The 15,995-nt window shown below is 44.5% G+C and carries 14 protein-coding genes; 7 read left to right on the top strand and 7 right to left on the bottom strand.

Annotation, left to right across the window (positions count from 1 at the left end):
* Positions 1 to 72: 72 nt before the first annotated feature.
* Both AC1DU2_RS29340 and AC1DU2_RS29335 read right to left on the bottom strand, forming a co-directional pair.
* Positions 73 to 1,338 carry an MFS transporter gene (locus tag AC1DU2_RS29340; RefSeq protein ID WP_477389046.1) on the bottom strand — a complete coding sequence of 422 codons (1,266 nt, stop codon included), beginning with the start codon at positions 1,336 to 1,338 and terminating at the stop codon, positions 73 to 75.
* 27 nt (positions 1,339 to 1,365) lie between these two features.
* Positions 1,366 to 1,803 (bottom strand): MarR family winged helix-turn-helix transcriptional regulator, encoded by a 438-nt coding sequence (locus tag AC1DU2_RS29335; RefSeq protein WP_477367145.1) that lies wholly within the window; start codon positions 1,801 to 1,803, stop codon positions 1,366 to 1,368.
* Between the two features lie 136 nt (positions 1,804 to 1,939).
* Here AC1DU2_RS29335 and AC1DU2_RS29330 point away from each other — a divergent pair, with 136 nt between their 5' ends.
* Together AC1DU2_RS29330 and AC1DU2_RS29325 are read left to right on the top strand one after the other, a co-directional pair.
* Positions 1,940 to 2,332, top strand: coding sequence for a group III truncated hemoglobin (locus tag AC1DU2_RS29330; RefSeq protein WP_477367141.1), 393 nt, complete (start codon positions 1,940 to 1,942; stop codon positions 2,330 to 2,332).
* A 49-nt stretch (positions 2,333 to 2,381) separates the two neighbouring features.
* The gene (locus tag AC1DU2_RS29325; RefSeq protein WP_477389044.1) at positions 2,382 to 3,257 is read left to right on the top strand and encodes a glycoside hydrolase family 25 protein; all 876 of its coding nucleotides are present in this window, start codon (positions 2,382 to 2,384) and stop codon (positions 3,255 to 3,257) included.
* Between the two features lie 4 nt (positions 3,258 to 3,261).
* Here AC1DU2_RS29325 and AC1DU2_RS29320 read toward each other — a convergent pair whose 3' ends face one another.
* Positions 3,262 to 4,188: a hypothetical protein gene (locus AC1DU2_RS29320; RefSeq protein WP_477389042.1), complete on the bottom strand. Its 927-nt coding sequence runs from the start codon at positions 4,186 to 4,188 to the stop codon at positions 3,262 to 3,264.
* A gap of 155 nt (positions 4,189 to 4,343) precedes the next feature.
* Between AC1DU2_RS29320 and AC1DU2_RS29315 the strand changes: the two genes are divergently transcribed.
* Complete coding sequence (locus tag AC1DU2_RS29315; protein WP_477389040.1) at positions 4,344 to 7,055, top strand: YncE family protein; 2,712 nt, start codon at positions 4,344 to 4,346, stop codon at positions 7,053 to 7,055.
* 10 nt (positions 7,056 to 7,065) lie between these two features.
* Here AC1DU2_RS29315 and AC1DU2_RS29310 read toward each other — a convergent pair whose 3' ends face one another.
* A complete protein-coding gene (locus AC1DU2_RS29310) occupies positions 7,066 to 8,556 on the bottom strand; it encodes a glycosyl hydrolase family 28 protein (RefSeq protein WP_477389038.1) in 1,491 nt (496 codons plus the stop codon).
* Positions 8,557 to 9,084: 528 nt separating this feature from the next.
* Here AC1DU2_RS29310 and AC1DU2_RS29305 point away from each other — a divergent pair.
* The 3 genes from AC1DU2_RS29305 (at position 9,085) to AC1DU2_RS29295 (ending at position 14,024) form a co-directional block, all read left to right on the top strand.
* The gene (locus AC1DU2_RS29305) at positions 9,085 to 10,512 is read left to right on the top strand and encodes a DUF3500 domain-containing protein (RefSeq protein WP_477389036.1); all 1,428 of its coding nucleotides are present in this window, start codon (positions 9,085 to 9,087) and stop codon (positions 10,510 to 10,512) included.
* 17 nt (positions 10,513 to 10,529) lie between these two features.
* Positions 10,530 to 11,861, top strand: coding sequence for a HupE/UreJ family protein (locus AC1DU2_RS29300; RefSeq protein ID WP_477389034.1), 1,332 nt, complete (start codon positions 10,530 to 10,532; stop codon positions 11,859 to 11,861).
* Between the two features lie 576 nt (positions 11,862 to 12,437).
* The gene (locus AC1DU2_RS29295) at positions 12,438 to 14,024 is read left to right on the top strand and encodes an ABC-F family ATP-binding cassette domain-containing protein (RefSeq protein ID WP_477389032.1); all 1,587 of its coding nucleotides are present in this window, start codon (positions 12,438 to 12,440) and stop codon (positions 14,022 to 14,024) included.
* Here AC1DU2_RS29295 and AC1DU2_RS29290 read toward each other — a convergent pair.
* Positions 14,008 to 14,379: a winged helix-turn-helix transcriptional regulator gene (locus AC1DU2_RS29290; protein WP_477389030.1), complete on the bottom strand. Its 372-nt coding sequence runs from the start codon at positions 14,377 to 14,379 to the stop codon at positions 14,008 to 14,010. The two genes, AC1DU2_RS29295 and AC1DU2_RS29290, sit on opposite strands and share 17 nt — an antisense overlap.
* 60 nt (positions 14,380 to 14,439) lie before the next feature.
* Here AC1DU2_RS29290 and AC1DU2_RS29285 point away from each other — a divergent pair, with 60 nt between their 5' ends.
* Positions 14,440 to 15,183: an SDR family oxidoreductase gene (locus tag AC1DU2_RS29285; protein ID WP_477389028.1), complete on the top strand. Its 744-nt coding sequence runs from the start codon at positions 14,440 to 14,442 to the stop codon at positions 15,181 to 15,183.
* Positions 15,184 to 15,289: 106 nt separating this feature from the next.
* On the opposite strand, the gene AC1DU2_RS29280 is transcribed toward AC1DU2_RS29285, so the two are convergent.
* The gene (locus AC1DU2_RS29280) at positions 15,290 to 15,673 is read right to left on the bottom strand and encodes a hypothetical protein (RefSeq protein ID WP_477361990.1); all 384 of its coding nucleotides are present in this window, start codon (positions 15,671 to 15,673) and stop codon (positions 15,290 to 15,292) included.
* A 91-nt stretch (positions 15,674 to 15,764) separates the two neighbouring features.
* Positions 15,765 to 15,995 (bottom strand): transposase (locus AC1DU2_RS29275; protein WP_477389026.1); only part of this gene is annotated, 231 nt, incomplete at its 5' end.

Below are 15,995 nucleotides of genomic sequence, written 5' to 3'. Positions count from 1 at the left end.
GCTGTTAGTATCCATTCAATTCGTGTCTATCAAATTCGTAAAATTCTATCCAACTCGTGAAATTCGTGTGTATCAGTTTGATGTTAGTGAATTGACCGGGGGGTGTTGTAAAGTTACTTCGATAGCTTTTTTGAGCCTGATTTTCCTGAGGTACGCCAGTTGCAATAAACCCAGCAGCAGCGCCACAAGACCTTCGCCTAAAACCGTATCCGGAACGCCTATTTTTTGCGAAATGCCCCCTACCAGTAAGCCACCAAGAGGCTGCATCCCAAAAAAAGCCATGGCATAAAAACTGATAACCCTGCCGCGCATAGCCGGATCAACCGTAGTTTGAATGAGTGTATTGCTAATGGTAATCTGGGCCATCATCCCAAAACCTGTAATGGCCGCAAACAAAAGGGCAATGTAATAATTAGGGATGTGAGAAAAGACAGCCAACCCCCCGCCGAAAATTAGTGTACTTACAGCCAATATCTTTTTAAGATCTCCTCCTGCTTTTATTGAGGCCAGGAATATAGCGCCCGAAAAAGCGCCCAAACCTATCAAGCTATCTATAACCCCAAAAGTTGATGCCGTTCCCTTAAAAATATCTTTGGCATAAACCGGTATCAGCGTATTAAAGGGTAAAACCATGAGGCTTATTAAGGCCAGCATTACCAGCACAAACTTAATTGACGGTGTGCTTTTGATATAACTAAAGCCCTCTTTAAGTTCAAAATAGATGTTGTGCGTATGTGCTTTCGGCTTTGATTTGGGCAGCCTCATTAACAACAGCGAACCAATCACAGCAATAAAGCTGGCGGCATTGGCGCCAAAGCACATTACATCGCCAAATTTCTCGAGCACCAGGCCTGCAATACCCGGACCTACCAGTCTTGACAGGTTTACCATAGATGAGTTAAGTGCCAGCGCATTCGGTAAATCAGCTTTATCGTCAACCATCTCATAAACCAATGATTGACGGGCGGGCACATCAAAAGCATTAATGATACCCAGAAGAGCGCTTAAAGCGATAATTTCCCAAACCACGTATCGCCCAAAAAACACCAGCGCCGTGAGCAAAATAGCCTGCATCATTGATGCTGCCTGGGTAAACAACAATAACTTATACCTATCATACCTGTCTGAAACTACCCCGCCCAAAAATGAAAATAAAAACGAAGGGAACAGACTTGCAAAAAGAGTAACTCCCAATAAAAATTTAGAATGTGTTTGCGAGTATATTACCCAACTCACCGCGGTTTTCTGCATCCAGGTACCCACCAACGATATGGATTGACCGGCAAAATAAAGCCTGTAATTCCGGCTTCTAAATGCATTAAAAGTGTTTATATTCATTACTCCCCTATCCCTGTCACGAAGACTTTATTCAAAATCAACAATTTTTGTTAGCGGGCCAATTGCCTTTTTTATCAACTCCTGTTCCTCAGGTGTACAGGTTGCGGCTATGGCATCATTAAGCCAGGCATTACGCTCGTTACGTACCTGGTGTAGCATATCGCGCCCAAGATCAGACAAGGTGATGATGGCTTTACGTTTATCGGTTTCCGAGATCCGCCTTTTGATTAAACCGCGCTGCAGCAGGTTGGCCAATATCTGCGACATGCTTTGCGTAGTTATTTTTTCCATAGCTGCCAGTTCGTTAGGCAGCAATTCCTGGTGCTGATCAAGCAGGGCAATCGTAGAGCGTTCGGTTAACGACAACTTATCGGCAGTTACCGAATGCTTCCGCAGTACCTTAATAAGCCTGGTTACCACGGTGCGCAGGTCGGCCGCCAGTTGAATATCTTTTTGATCTGTCATTTTTATTATAAAGAAAACTTGTAAGTTTACCTTACAAATATAAAGAAATTTTAGGCATTTATTGAATTACCTCTATTTTTTACATTGGTGTTATATGACATTGGGTAGCTTTGGTGTGGAATAATTAGGTATAGCCATGGGTATAAAACACGATATAATTTCATTAGATGATATCAAACTGTTGGTTGATACCTTTTATAATAAAGTTGGCGAAGACGTTTTACTGGCTCCCGTTTTTAACGAGCGCTTAGGCGATGGCTGGTCGCCACACCTGGAAAAGATGTATACCTTTTGGCAAACCCTGCTATTGCAGGAACATACCTATAATGGCGCCCCGTTTCCGCCACATGCGCGCTTACCTATTGACGAAAAGCATTTTACAGAATGGCTAAATTTATTTACAGCTACAGTTGACAGCCTTTTTGCCGGCGAAAAGGCCGATGAAGCCAAATGGCGTGCAGGTAAAATGGCCGAAATGTTTCAATATAAAATAGCCTATTTTAAAAATAATCCGCTTAATATTATTTAGCTATTTATTTACCGGGCAATATGCGGGCGCATTTTAGTAATTTTGCCTTGTGCCACCACCTGTTAAAAAAACACCTGCCAAAACCACAGTTCCGGTAAAACGGAAACCTGCAGCGAAGAAAAAAACACCTTCCACAGTTCCTACAGGATGGATATTTGCCGCTATTGGCTTACTACTTATAGTGCTTTCGCCCTTTTATTATGGCTACGTTTTAAAAACGGCAACTGCAACCTGGCGATGGATACTGGATGCCGGCGAAACCACCAATTACCGTACCTACAAAAGTTTTGGCGTACGCATACCGGCCAATTATACGGTACATGGCATTGATGTATCATCGTACCAGGGCAAAATAAACTGGCAAAAGGTAAAGCAGATGAACGAGGATGGCGTACACATTAAGTTCGCTTTTATTAAGGCAACCGAAGGCGTTTTAATGACCGATCCCTATTTTCAGCGCAACTGGCGCGAGGCCCCGAAGGCCGGCCTTATTTGCGGTGCATATCATTTCTTTCTGCCCCAAAAAAGCGGCTTATGGCAGGCTAAATTCATGCTGCAAACGGTAAAAATTGAAAAAGGCGACCTGCCGATGGTTGTCGACGTAGAGAAGTTATACCGCACTACGCCCGAAAAAATGCGTACTCAGCTTAAGCTGTTCATCCACCAAATAGAAACCAAAACGGGTGCAAAACCCATTATTTACACCAACCTGAGCTTTTACCAGGATTACCTGCAAGGTTATTTTGACGAGTACCCGCTGTGGATTGCCCACTATTACCAACCCCAGTTAAAGGTGAGTAGCAATACCAACTGGCAGTTTTGGCAACACTCGGACAGGGCCCACATCAATGGCATTAGCCAAAGGGTTGATATGAGTATTTTTAAAGGCGATACTACTGCATTTGAAAAATTACTGGTGAAGTAAAAAATCACCCTGTTACCCCTTCCTTCTTATAAACATTCATCAAACTATCGGCCCGGTACCTATGTCCCTCCTTTAAAAAGGCATAGTAAGGCGCTACGAGTTTGGCAGCGGCAGATGAGGGGTATTTATCCAACAGGTAGTTGTAGGCTTCTTTAAAATAATCGCTCAGGCGGTTCTGGTCATCCATAACCCAGGTGTTATCGGTTCCCTGGAGCAGCGCCTGTAAATAGCTTTTCTGGTTAACCGAAGCATCGGTAATACTTATAAAACCAGAATTTTCTTTAACAAACTGCTCCCACCATATTTCCCTATCTACCAGCTGCTTTGCACTTATAATTATCGACGCATCTTCCATATAAACAGCCTTATTCTCCTTATTCAATTGCTCAAGGTAGGCCTTCATCACCGGCGACACGGATTCATAAAACCATTTACTGATAAAATCCCGGTCTTGCCCCACATAGGTGTCGCCTTCTTCCATAATAATCGTAAAACCGTTATCGTTTAAGTGCCTCAGGTATTTTGCAACTTTTGCCGGCAGTTTACCTGGCTTAACTTTACGCATGAGTATAGTGTCGCTTCGGTCGGTACGGTCATAATGAATATCATCAAGGGTTTTATCCAATTTATCGTAGTATGCGCTAAAAATCAAAAAAGCAGTATCGCAGGCGGCAGGGGCTTGCCCTTTGAATAGTTCTACATATCTCCCTGCAGCCGTTGTTGCATTTTCAGGATCGGTAAAATTTAAAGATTTAATAAATACCACATACTGATTAAACAACGGGTTTGTATATTGCGGCTTATTGATGATTGAAGTTTTAGCCGGCTTATTAGCCTTAACAGCATGTTTCGTTTCTGCCGAAGGTTGCTTTTTATGCGAGCAAGCGCACAACACAATTAAACACGTAAACAGGAATACACAGTTTTTCATGGCAAAATGGAAGTATCTTGCATAAATATGAGCAATTTGTTTGGAAACAGAAAGCGCAACGATAAGACAACAACTCCATCATATGCCTCGGAAGCATATTATATATCAAAACTTTCAGCGCCGAAAGGCCTCCATCATCCAGAACATCTTTTACTATGAAAATATCTACATTATCTTTTTGTGTTTTATTGAGTGCGTTGGTTTCTGCCTGTCATTCGGTTATAACCGATGGCACCGTGGGCAACCAGGAACAAACCAATATGCACAGCACCTATGACGACAGCACGTTAAACAATAAGATATTGCCTGTAATGATGCCATATAACCGGCTGATTGACCCGGCCGGCAAAGTGGTGCGCTTTGGCGATCCCAATTTTGAAAACCATAGTCTTGATATCAAACTGATCCCTGGAACCTCGGTTTTAGCTGTTGAAGACCGGTACGGCATTACCCTCATTGATTCGGTTGGCAGTAAGGTCGTAGCACAATGGACTTATAACAAGGATAAACGGTACAATGGCCTGATGAGCACTTACTCGGGCTTAAAGGTTCAGAAAAGTGGCACAGAAACTCAGATTTTTTGGAGCGCAGCCAATGGCGATTCGCATAAATCATTTGTAATGCAAGCCCTATGGAACGGGCAGGATATCAGCATCAAAAACGCATTTGAATTTAAGCCCGCTGCGCCATCACCATTGGCGTTACCCAATGAATTATTAATCAATACCGAAGCGGGTACCGATTATTTATATGTGGCTTTGAACGGCAACAACCAACTTGTAAAAATTAACCTGGGCACCCAACAAACTATTTATACTAAACCAACCGGGGTAGCGCCCTATGGCCTTGCTCTTGTTGGGCAGCGCCTTTTCATCACCAACTGGGGCGGAACCGAACCAACTGATACTACCCGCATGGAAACCGCGGGCGTACCTTATGGCAAAACTTACATCGACCCCAAAACCGGCGCTACAAGTTCCGGGAGCGTACAGGTATTTGATATTGCAAGCGGCAATGCGCTGAAAGAAATTTCCGTTGGCCTGCACCCAAATGTTATCATAGCCGATAAAAGCAACCGTTTTTTATATGTTGCCAATGCCAACAGCGATAACGTATCCGTAATAAACGCTGCAACTTTTAAGGTGATTGAAACCGTCCCGGTAAGGTTGATGCAGGATAAAAACGGCTACATCGGCGATTCGCCAAACGCACTTGCGCTCAGTAACGATGGTAACACATTGTACGTTGCCAACGGGCTTGATAATGCGGTGGCGATAGTTCAGCTTGGGTCAGTTTCATCGGCGGGCGGCAAGGGCGAAACAGTTGTTAAAGGCTTTATACCTACCGAGGCGTATCCCGGCGGCTTACTGGTTGTGGATAACACCCTTTTTGTAACCAACCTGGAAGGCGAAGGATCGCGGGTAAGTACCAAAGAGTTTAAAGCCGGGCCGCTGGTACCTGATGACGTTACTGCTTATAACTCGCACCACGAAAAGGCTACGGTATCTATCATCCCGTTGCCGGATGATGAGTTATTAAAAACATATACCAATCGCGTAAAAACGCTTAATCTTACCTTCAGGCAGGATATAGCACAACTGATACCGCGTAAAAACATCACCCCAAAACCAATGCCTGATCGTATTGGCGAACCATCGGTATTTAAGCACGTATTATACATCATCAAAGAAAACCGCACTTACGACCAGGTTTTAGGCGATATGCCCCAAGGTAAAGGAATGCCCTCATTATGTATTTATGGCGATAGCATCACCCCTAATCAGCATAAGCTGGCCAAAGATTTTGTGTTGCTTGATAACTATTATGCATCGGGCAAATGCTCGGCCGAAGGGCACCAATGGACTGATGCCGCCATGGTTACCGACTACGTGGAGAAAAACGTACGCGCCTGGTTCCGCAGCTACCCGCATGTGCAGGAAGACGCCCTGGTGTACGACAAGAAAGGTTTTATATGGAACAACGCCGCCGATCACGGTAAAAAAGTAAGGATTTACGGCGAGGCATCGGCACCCCATTATGACGAAAAATTAAGCTGGACGGATATGTACAATAACTACAAAGCCGGCATCCCGCTTAAATTTTATAACACCAGTACCGTATCAAGGGTGAGGCCGATGCTATCGCAAAACTACCCCGGATCGGACGAGTTAAAAATAACCGACCAGATACGGGCCTCTGCTTTTATCAGCGAATTAAAAGGCTATGAGAACCAGCCCGGCGATGAATTGCCAGAGCTGATGGTAATGGCCCTATCAACAGATCATACGCAAGGTACCCGGCCAGGCCTTCCTAAACCGGAAGCTATGGTGGCCGATAACGACCTTGCACTTGGCCGTATCATTGAAGCCGTATCCAAAAGCCGTTTCTGGAAAAACACCGTAATATTTGTTACCGAGGATGACTCGCAAGCCGGTTGGGACCACGTATCTGCTTACCGCACAACAGGCTTTGTGGTTAGTCCGTACAGCCAGTTGCAAAAAACGGTATCAACCAACTATAACCAAACTTGCGTTGTGCGGTCAATAGAGCAAATATTGGGCATACCACCGATGAATATTATTGATGCAACCGCCTTGCCCATGTTCAGTTGCTTTAGCGATAGGCCAACCGCCTACGCTTACAGCGCTGTGCCAAACCGCATCCCACTTAATAGTATCAACCCAAAACTTGCCGCGCTTAAAGGGCAGGCTTTGTATTTTGCCAAAGCATCATCAAAGCCAGAGTTTGACCACATTGATGGCGGCAACGACGATATGCTGAACCGCATTTTATGGTACGCAGCAAAAGGTAAAAAAACCTACCCCGTAAAATTAACCGGCAAAGCCGACAAAGGTGATGATGATTAAACAGGGCTATTTATTTTTTTGCCGAAATAAACCTTACACCATCGATATGTTCGCCAATGAGAATATTGGCCATATCTGCCGTTTTATAATAGGGCGGCTTTCCGGGCATATCATCGGCAATGCCAATACCGTTAATCCTTAAATTTTCAAATACAACATTTTTTATACTGCGGTCATTATCATACCCGGCAATTACCGAGATATTGGAATGGCGACCCTTGAAATCAATATCTTTAAAATAAACATTTTGTATTCCTCTGCCCGGCGAAGTATTGTAGTAGTGATTAAACATTACCCTGATATTAACAAGCTGCCCCTCTCTGAAATCTTCCACCCTGATATCTTCAAAGCTAATTTGATTCAGCAGGTTACTGTCGCCCGCGTTCAGCGCGATGCAACCCTGGTAATCAATTTGATGCTCGTGCTGCTCCAGTATGTCTATATTTTTAAAAGTCATATTTTCAAGCGTATCAGGGTTGTTGGTATCGCCGTGGGTACCAATTAATATAGGGTGGGCAACATCTGCCCAAAGCGTGGCGTTGGCAACAGTTATATTTTTGGTGTTGCCATAATAATTCCACCTGTGGCCATAAATGGCAATACAATCGTCTGAATTTCTCATAAAGATATCGCTGATGGCAACATCCAAACTGCAGAAAACATCAATACCATCGGCGTTTCCTTCAAAGCTAAACGACCTAAAATTACTGATCTTCACCCCTGCCGACTGGCCGATAAGCACACTGTACTTATGTGGTAAAACGATGATCCCGCTTACTTCAACGTTTTTTGAAAACGTGATGGTTAACTGGTCGTTACGGGAACCGGGTATAGCGGAGGGGCTGGTTTTCTTAATGCCTGCTTTTTGTATAAGAGGCAATTGAGTCAAAATTCCACGACCAAGGATACGTACGTTCTCTACCTTATCAACAAGAATCTGCCCTTGTACAATGGCACCACCTGCTAAATAGATAGTTTGGTTCGACCGGGCTTTTAAAACCCCTACCCTGTGTATCCCAGGGCCAAAATAGGTTACACTGGCATCGGCCCATGATGGGTGGAAAGTTTCAAGTGGATTGGCAAACAGCTGCAGGTTATGAAATATATCTCCGTTTATCTCTATGGAAAGATTCCGGGGTCTATCCAAAAAAAAACTGACTTCGTTTGATTGTAATTTCGGTGTTATGCCAAAACTCAACGGCCTTACCCGGGCTTGTTTAACAGTGCCTCTGTTATAAGCAACGGCAACCTCCACTACACCAGAAAAATCAAAATAAGCAAAAGAACTAAGCTGATATTCGCTTTTTGTATTAACAACGTTAGTAACCTTGGCCATATAGGTAGGCACCGTTTTCCAATCTTTTCCATTTTGCCTTATTCTAACAGTAAAATCGGTTGTTAAAGCTGCCCCGTCAGGAGCGTTATAGGTTATAAGTTGGGCTTTTGCAAGGTTACCAATACACAACAACAATAAAAACAGGGTGATAATTCTTTTTTTCATTAAATATAAATAGTTGAAACTCCCGACGTATACCTGCCGTCGGCACAAATCTTCGCGTCGAACCAATCCACACCTAACTTCCAATAGCCCCTGTGATTTAGCCAGAGAAGCAAATGGGTTGGTAATGGTTACCGATTGAAGATTTTATAAAAATCGCCCGAAAAAAAAGAAGAAAAAGGCGGTTATCAGGCCAAATACAGGGGGTATATTTAGCGTATCGCCGTTAAAAACAAGCAAAAATGAGCTATCTGTTCATATTTAAACACCACGGGGCCGTAAAACATAAGTATTAGTTATTACTTAATGCTTACTTTTTTGGTTAACCAAACTATCGTTGCAGCTCCAATTCCCGGGCTTATTTTTTCAGATTAAACAAATCCCTTGTTGTATATTTTATATCAAACATCGCCGGTTACCTCCCTTTCATCACCACAATAGCCCCGTTTATCGATAACATCTATCGTCCCCAAAATATTGGCAATACTTTCGGACAAGTAAACGATAACAAAATATTAAATTAATTAAATCATGAAAAAGTTAATACTTTCTGTAGGGTCAGGCTTGCTACTGACGGTCTGCATCCTGGTAGCTTGTAAAAAAAGCAGCTCAACTGATGGAACTACAACAACTACCACCACAACCACAACGGCTTCAGTTTCGGCTTTAACCTGTGGTTCGGCAGTAGTGTCATCAACTGCAACCGTTAATACCGTATTTAGCGGTAGCGCCACTATACCGTATACTGGCGGCAATGGTGCCGCTTATACCGCCGGTAGCGCAATCTCTTCAACCGGTGTTACCGGCCTAACGGCCACTTTAGCCGCGGGAACACTGGCCAGCGGGGCGGGTAACATCACATATGCCATTGCCGGTACACCAACATCAACAGGTACTGCGTCTTTTTCAATTACCTTTGGCGGGCAAACCTGTAGTTTCACCGTTGCGGTAGACGCCGCAAGTACATCAACAACGGGTTGCTCTACCTCAAACACCATTGCATCAAAAGTAGTATGCTTAGCCAACGCTTTTTTAGCATCGCTTAGCACGTCGCAGCAATCATCTGTTGTACTTACGCTTAACCTGACCAATGCAAAAAGATGGTCGAACCTGCCATGCGGGGTTTCATGCAGAAACGGATTGGCATTTAGCAGCTTAAGCAGCACACAATTAGCAGCAGCTAAAGCGGTTGCAGCGGCAGCTTTCGGAACAACAACCGGCGAAGGTTATGACGAGTTTACACAAATTATGGCCGCCGATGATTACCTGGGCCAAACCGCTTCCGGCTATTCTTCGGGCAATTATATTATTGCATTTTTGGGCACCCCAAGTACAACAGGAAAATGGATGCTACAGATTGGCGGGCACCACTATGCGCAAAATATTACTTATGACGCAGGTGTTGTTACCAGTATTACACCTTTGCACCAGGGAGTAGAGCCTAAAGGTTCATTTACGTTAAGCGGAACTACTTATAGCGGCCCGCTGGAGTCTGAACATACCGCAATGCAGGATATGCTTGGTTCTTTCACCAGTACCGAACTGGCTTCGGCAAAAATATCCAGTACTTTTTCAGACTGCCTGATGGTACCTGGCTCTACTACTAACACTTTCCCAACCACTAAACAGGGAATTAAAGTTAGCACGCTTAGCACTGCTGCGCAGGCAAAAGTACTGGCAGCCATGATGCCATGGATCAACGACGTGGATGCTACTGCTGCCGCCGCATTTACAACTATTTATCAAAATGAGCTTGCAAGTACTTACGTTACCTATGCCAGCAATACATCTGCTGTTGCCGGTACCGCCAGTTCATTTTTAACAACAAATACCGATTATGTGAGGATAGACGGGCCAAGTGTTTGGATAGAGTTTATTTGCCAGACAGGTGTTGTGCTTTCGGGAATTCACTACCACACTGTGATGAGAGACCATACCCGTGATTACATAGGTTTATAACAAGAATCATAGAAATTATGCAAAACATCTTTTCGATAAACAGTCGCCATAAAAACAGTTGGCGGCTGTTTATTTTTGTATCCGTTTTTGCTGTTACAGCATTAAGGCCAACCATTTCAAGTGCTCATCAAACGCCCAATACGCTTGTTTTTTTAGATGTAAGCCCGAACAGGGTTGCCCTGGAACTCCAAATGCCCTTATCAGAACTGGAACTTGCTTTTGGCAACAACATATCTAAAAACCCCGAAACGCTTATTGATAAATTCGGGACCCAGCTAACAGAATACCTCAAAGCGCATGTACACGCTTATTTGAAGAAGACAGCTCCCTGGAATGTTGAAATAGTAGCTTTGAGGATGAATAAAGGGAGATACATTGAAAATGGCATCGATTATTGGGAAGTAGTTGCCAACGTGGTTATCGTCCCGCAACCCGGCGAAAGTACCCGGAAATTTATGCTCGATTATGATGTGATCATGCACCAGGTTGTAAACCATGCAGCCCTTATCTCCATCCGCAGCGATTGGGAGACCGGAAACTTAAATGCTCCCTCGGCTGATGCCATGGTTATCAGCTGGAATACCAAAGATAATGTGATATACCCATTGGAAATAAATTTGCAACAGGGAAGCTGGTTTAAGGGTTTCAAAAGCATGTTCGCCTTAGGTATGCAGCATATTAAAGAAGGGACCGATCATTTGCTGTTTTTGATAGTTTTGCTGTTACCTGCAGCATTGTTGACAAAAAACAAGCAATGGGGCAAGTTTGGCGGCACAAAATACAGTATCCTGAGGTTATTGAAAATTGTTACGTCGTTTACAATTGGCCACTCTCTTACCTTGCTCATTGGCGCCTTAGGCTGGTTAAAACTGCCTGCGCAGCCTGTAGAAATATTGATTGCATTTTCCATTTTAGTTTCTGCGGTTCATGCCATAAAACCCATTTTTCCGGGGAGAGAAATGTTTGTAGCGGCGGGTTTTGGCTTGATACACGGCTTAGCGTTTGCATCCATATTAGCTAACCTTAACCTGGGCGCAGGTACTATGGCGCTAAGTATTTTAGGCTTTAATTTAGGGATAGAGGTAATGCAGCTGTTTGTTGTTTTAATTACCATTCCGTGGTTAATTTTACTAAGCCAAACGTCAGTTTATACGTACGTACGGGTTGGCGGCGCGGTCATCTCGGGTATAATTGCCATTGCGTGGATGCTGGAGCGTGCCACACAAACGCCTAATTTTGTTTCGGCTTTTGTAAATCAAGCAGCGCAACAAGCCGTGTGGGCCATCCTGCTGTTAGCAATTTTGGCATTGGCAAGCTTCGTGGTAAACAGGCGTATTGCCCGTTCATGATGAAACAGGTGCCGCAGGTTGGCGACATTATTGAAGCGGGCCGGTACTGCGTTCCTGATTACACGGCAGTTTAAAAAGTGATGGTCCTGCTGAATAAGACATTGGGTCAGTAAACGCATCTAATTGGGTTAACATAACTTAACACATTTCGGGCATATTTTTTATAAATATTTAACAATCAATGCTTTATATTTTATCATGGTTAACACTAAACTGATCGCGCAATTTAGGCGCATCCAATATTTGTGCCTTTTGTTGGCCAATACATGTCCCTTTCATGCCTGGGTCATTTGACCACGATCAGCCAATAAAAACAAGGTATCGACGCTATAAGTTTATTCTGTTAGCTATTATCAAATAACAGCTTATCGCCGTTAACTATTTAGATGCGTTTGCCCTGGGGCGTTGGACTAACTATTTTGCCATATTTCAGAAAACTCTATATTTGCACATCCGTTCACGAATATTACTCCAATGAGAATAACAAAGTAAAACCGATGGTCATGTGCCATCATACAATCCGCAGCCCGCGGTAGTTTTTGGTCACCGATTTTTCAATGCTTTTACTTTGTTATTATGAGTATCCTCATCCGTTCACTCACATATATCCATCCCGACAGGGAAACCCTTTTTGAAAATATAAACCTTGCCATAGCTAAGGGCGAAAAAGCCGCGCTTGTAGGTTTTAACGGCGCCGGGAAATCAACGCTATTACAATTGCTTGCCGGACAATTGCTTGCCACCGGCGGAATGCTTTCTCTTTCCGAACCTTTTTGGTATGTTCCGCAGCAAATGGGTAATACCGGGCAAACCATTGCCGAAGCTTTACAGGTTGGCAAAAAGCTCACCGCCTTTCGGGCCATCCTGAACGGCGATGCCCACCAGAATCATTTCATTGATTTGCAGGACGATTGGGAAATTGAAGAAAACGTACTGGCAAGCCTGGCGCACTGGCAACTGCACTATCTTGACCCGCAGCACCCCATGAGCACACTTAGCGGCGGGGAAAAGGCCAAAGTGATGTTGGCAGGTATTACATTGCATCAGCCGGGCATTATTTTGTTGGACGAGCCCAGCAATCATCTTGATACACAAAGCAGGGAGCAACTTTACCATCTAATACAAACCAGTAAGGCCACTATCCTTGCAATAAGCCATGACCGCACCTTGCTAAATTTATTGCCCGAGACTATTGAATTAAGTGCCGTTGGCCTGGAGCGCTTTGGCGGTAACTATGATTTTTATGAAAGCCAAAAACGGCAGGACATTTATGCCCTGCAGGCCCGCGTTCATGAACAAACTAAAATCCTTAAACAGGCCAAAGCAAAAGCCCGGGAACTAACAGAACAACGGCAGCAACAGGAAGCCCGCGGCAAAGCACAGGGCAATAGCGGCTCGTTACCCCGAATCCTGGCCGGTCGGCGCAAAGCCCAGGCACAACAAAGCAGCGCGAGGATAAGCGGCGTTCAGGATGAAAAGATAAGCAAGGTTGCTGCAAAGCTCAGCGAACAAAGATCCAGCCTTCAAACATATCAGCCTCCTTCTATCATGCTCAAAAGCTCAGGCCTGCACACCGGCAAAATACTGATTGATGCCCGGGAAATAAGGTTCGGGTACAGCGAAATCCCCTTGTGGCAGCCCTTAACATTCCAGGTCCGCTCGGGCGACCGTGTGCAGGTTACCGGGGCCAATGGTTCCGGAAAAACCACCCTGCTCAAAATGTTAATGGGGCAATTACAACCAACCGCAGGACAAATTAGCTGCGCCGCTTTTAGCTACGCATATCTTGACCAGCAGTATACCCTGATTGATGAAAAATTAAGTGTTTTTGAACAGGCGCAACAATGCAATAGCCGCTTGTTACCTGGGCACGAACTGCGGTCGCTGTTAGTTTACGCCCGGTTTCCTGCCGAAAGCTGGAACCTGAAATGCGCAGCCTTAAGCGGCGGCGAGAAATTGAAACTGGCCCTTTGTTGCCTGTCACTCCGCCATACTGCCCCCGATATACTCATCCTGGATGAACCCACCAATAACCTTGACCTGCAAAGCCTGGAAATGTTGACCAGAACGGTAAAAGATTTTGGTGGGACACTGATCCTGATATCGCACGACGCCTGGTTTGCTGAAGAAACAGGCATCAACTGTATTATTCGGCTGACCTGATCTTCTCGCGATGTTGTTTACCCCACTTGATCATCTCGAGGATAATGTCGCCAAAGCTCCGGCAATAGTCCGTCACGGTATATTCCACCAGTACGGGGGTATCTGGCGTTACGGTGCGTTTAAGCAACTGGTTAGCCTCCATTTCTTTAAGTTCGCGGGATAACATACGCGTTGTAATACCGGGTATACTCCGCTCAATATCGCGGAAACGCTTATTGCCGTTGCAAAGCGAATTAATGATGGGCAGCTTCCATTTGCCGCCAATTACATAAATTGTGTCCTGTAAAGCCCTTACTTCCTCTTGTTGGTTACGCGGTGTGGATAAAACTTCAGCCGCTTTTTCTGCTACTCCCATACTGGTATACTCTGTGATACTGGTAACAAAGTTATACCATTTTCGCCATAAATTTGTATCATGAAAACTTTAAAAGAAAAAATAGCCGTTATAACCGGCGGTAACAGCGGTATAGGCTATGCCACCGCTAAGGAAATGAAAGCGCAGGGTGCCACAGTAATCATAACAGGACGAAGGCAGGAAGCCGTAAATCAGGCTGCAAACGAACTCGGCGTAACGGGTTTTATCGCTGATCAATCAAGTATAATACAGACTGAAGACCTGGCAAAAAAGATCGAAACACAATTCGGCAAAATTGATATCCTGTTCATCAATGCCGGCATTGCAGGTACCGCGCCCATCGAACAGGCCACCGAAACCCTTTTTGACAGCATTATCAATATTAATTTCAAAGGTGCGTATTTTACGCTCAGCAAATTTATACCGTTGTTAAACGATGGTGCATCGGTGGTGTTCCTTTCCTCCAATACGGCCAGCATGAATGGGGTGCATTCATCTATTTATTCTTCGGGCAAAGCCGCACTCAATTCGGTCATGCGCATTGCCGCACTTGAACTGGCTCCCCGTGGTATCCGCGTAAACGCCGTTAGCCCGGGCCCTACTCAAACAGAGATACTCAATAAAATTGGACTGGATGAAACCACGCGAAAAAACCTGGACAACTGGATGATTGAACGCATTCCATTAAAGAAAATGGGCCAGCCCGAGGATGTGGCCAAAATGGTCGCCTATTTCTCGGGCGACGCAGCAAAGTTCATCACCGGGGCCGAGGTTGTTATGGATGGTGGCATGAGCCTGGCATGAGGCAACTATAATAACTGGCGGCCGGCTAAATTTAAAGCATCCGCCAGTTTACCTTTATAACCAACAAACATAGCCCCAACAACGGGGCGCAACAAAAAAACGGTGCTTAAAAGCCTTTAAATAAAGCCACGCTCTTAGGCGTCACTTTGCCTATCCTTTTGTCTTTGCGCGATACCAGTTCACAAAGTTGAATGGCGGCACTTTCAAAATCATCATGGCTGTTACTGAGCAGCAACCAGGCTGTGTCAAATGACTCGCCCTCATCAAAAGAAAAATTGGTAATCGCCGGAATTTCCGCCTTCAAACTGGCGTGATCATCCCGTTTTGTGCATACCCAGATGCCGTTATGCTGCGGATTTTTTTCGGTCTCCCGGAAGATCAGTACGATCTTTCCGTCGAAATAGAGATAAAACATCCCCACAGCAGGCTTAACAATCACACCAGCGGGCAGATAATCCAGCAGGAAGTCAAAAGGCATCGTTTTCTTCATTGGGCAGTATTTTGTCCATTAAATATAATCAATTGGTTTTGCTTATCTTAGTGTATGAGCATTATGAACAGGGAAATCGCTTTTAACTTTTTTAACCTGCGAGTAACTTGCTTCTAAACTCATCGTCCAAGGCTGCCCGTTTTCTTTTTTGTGGTTTACTGCTTTTAGATTCAGTTTCCCGTTCGATGATATTTAAGGCCATTTTTGCAATGATATTGTAATTCAAAGCCGAGTTCCCTTTCTTTTTGAGCGAATTGTCCTCTTTGAAAACCATATCAAGCGTCCAGTGAAGGTTGTTTTCGATAGCCCAATGGCTCGGCTC

The sequence above is a fragment of the Mucilaginibacter sp. P4_C11 genome, from assembly GCF_056402115.1.
This window is presented reverse-complemented; position numbering and strand designations above follow the sequence as displayed.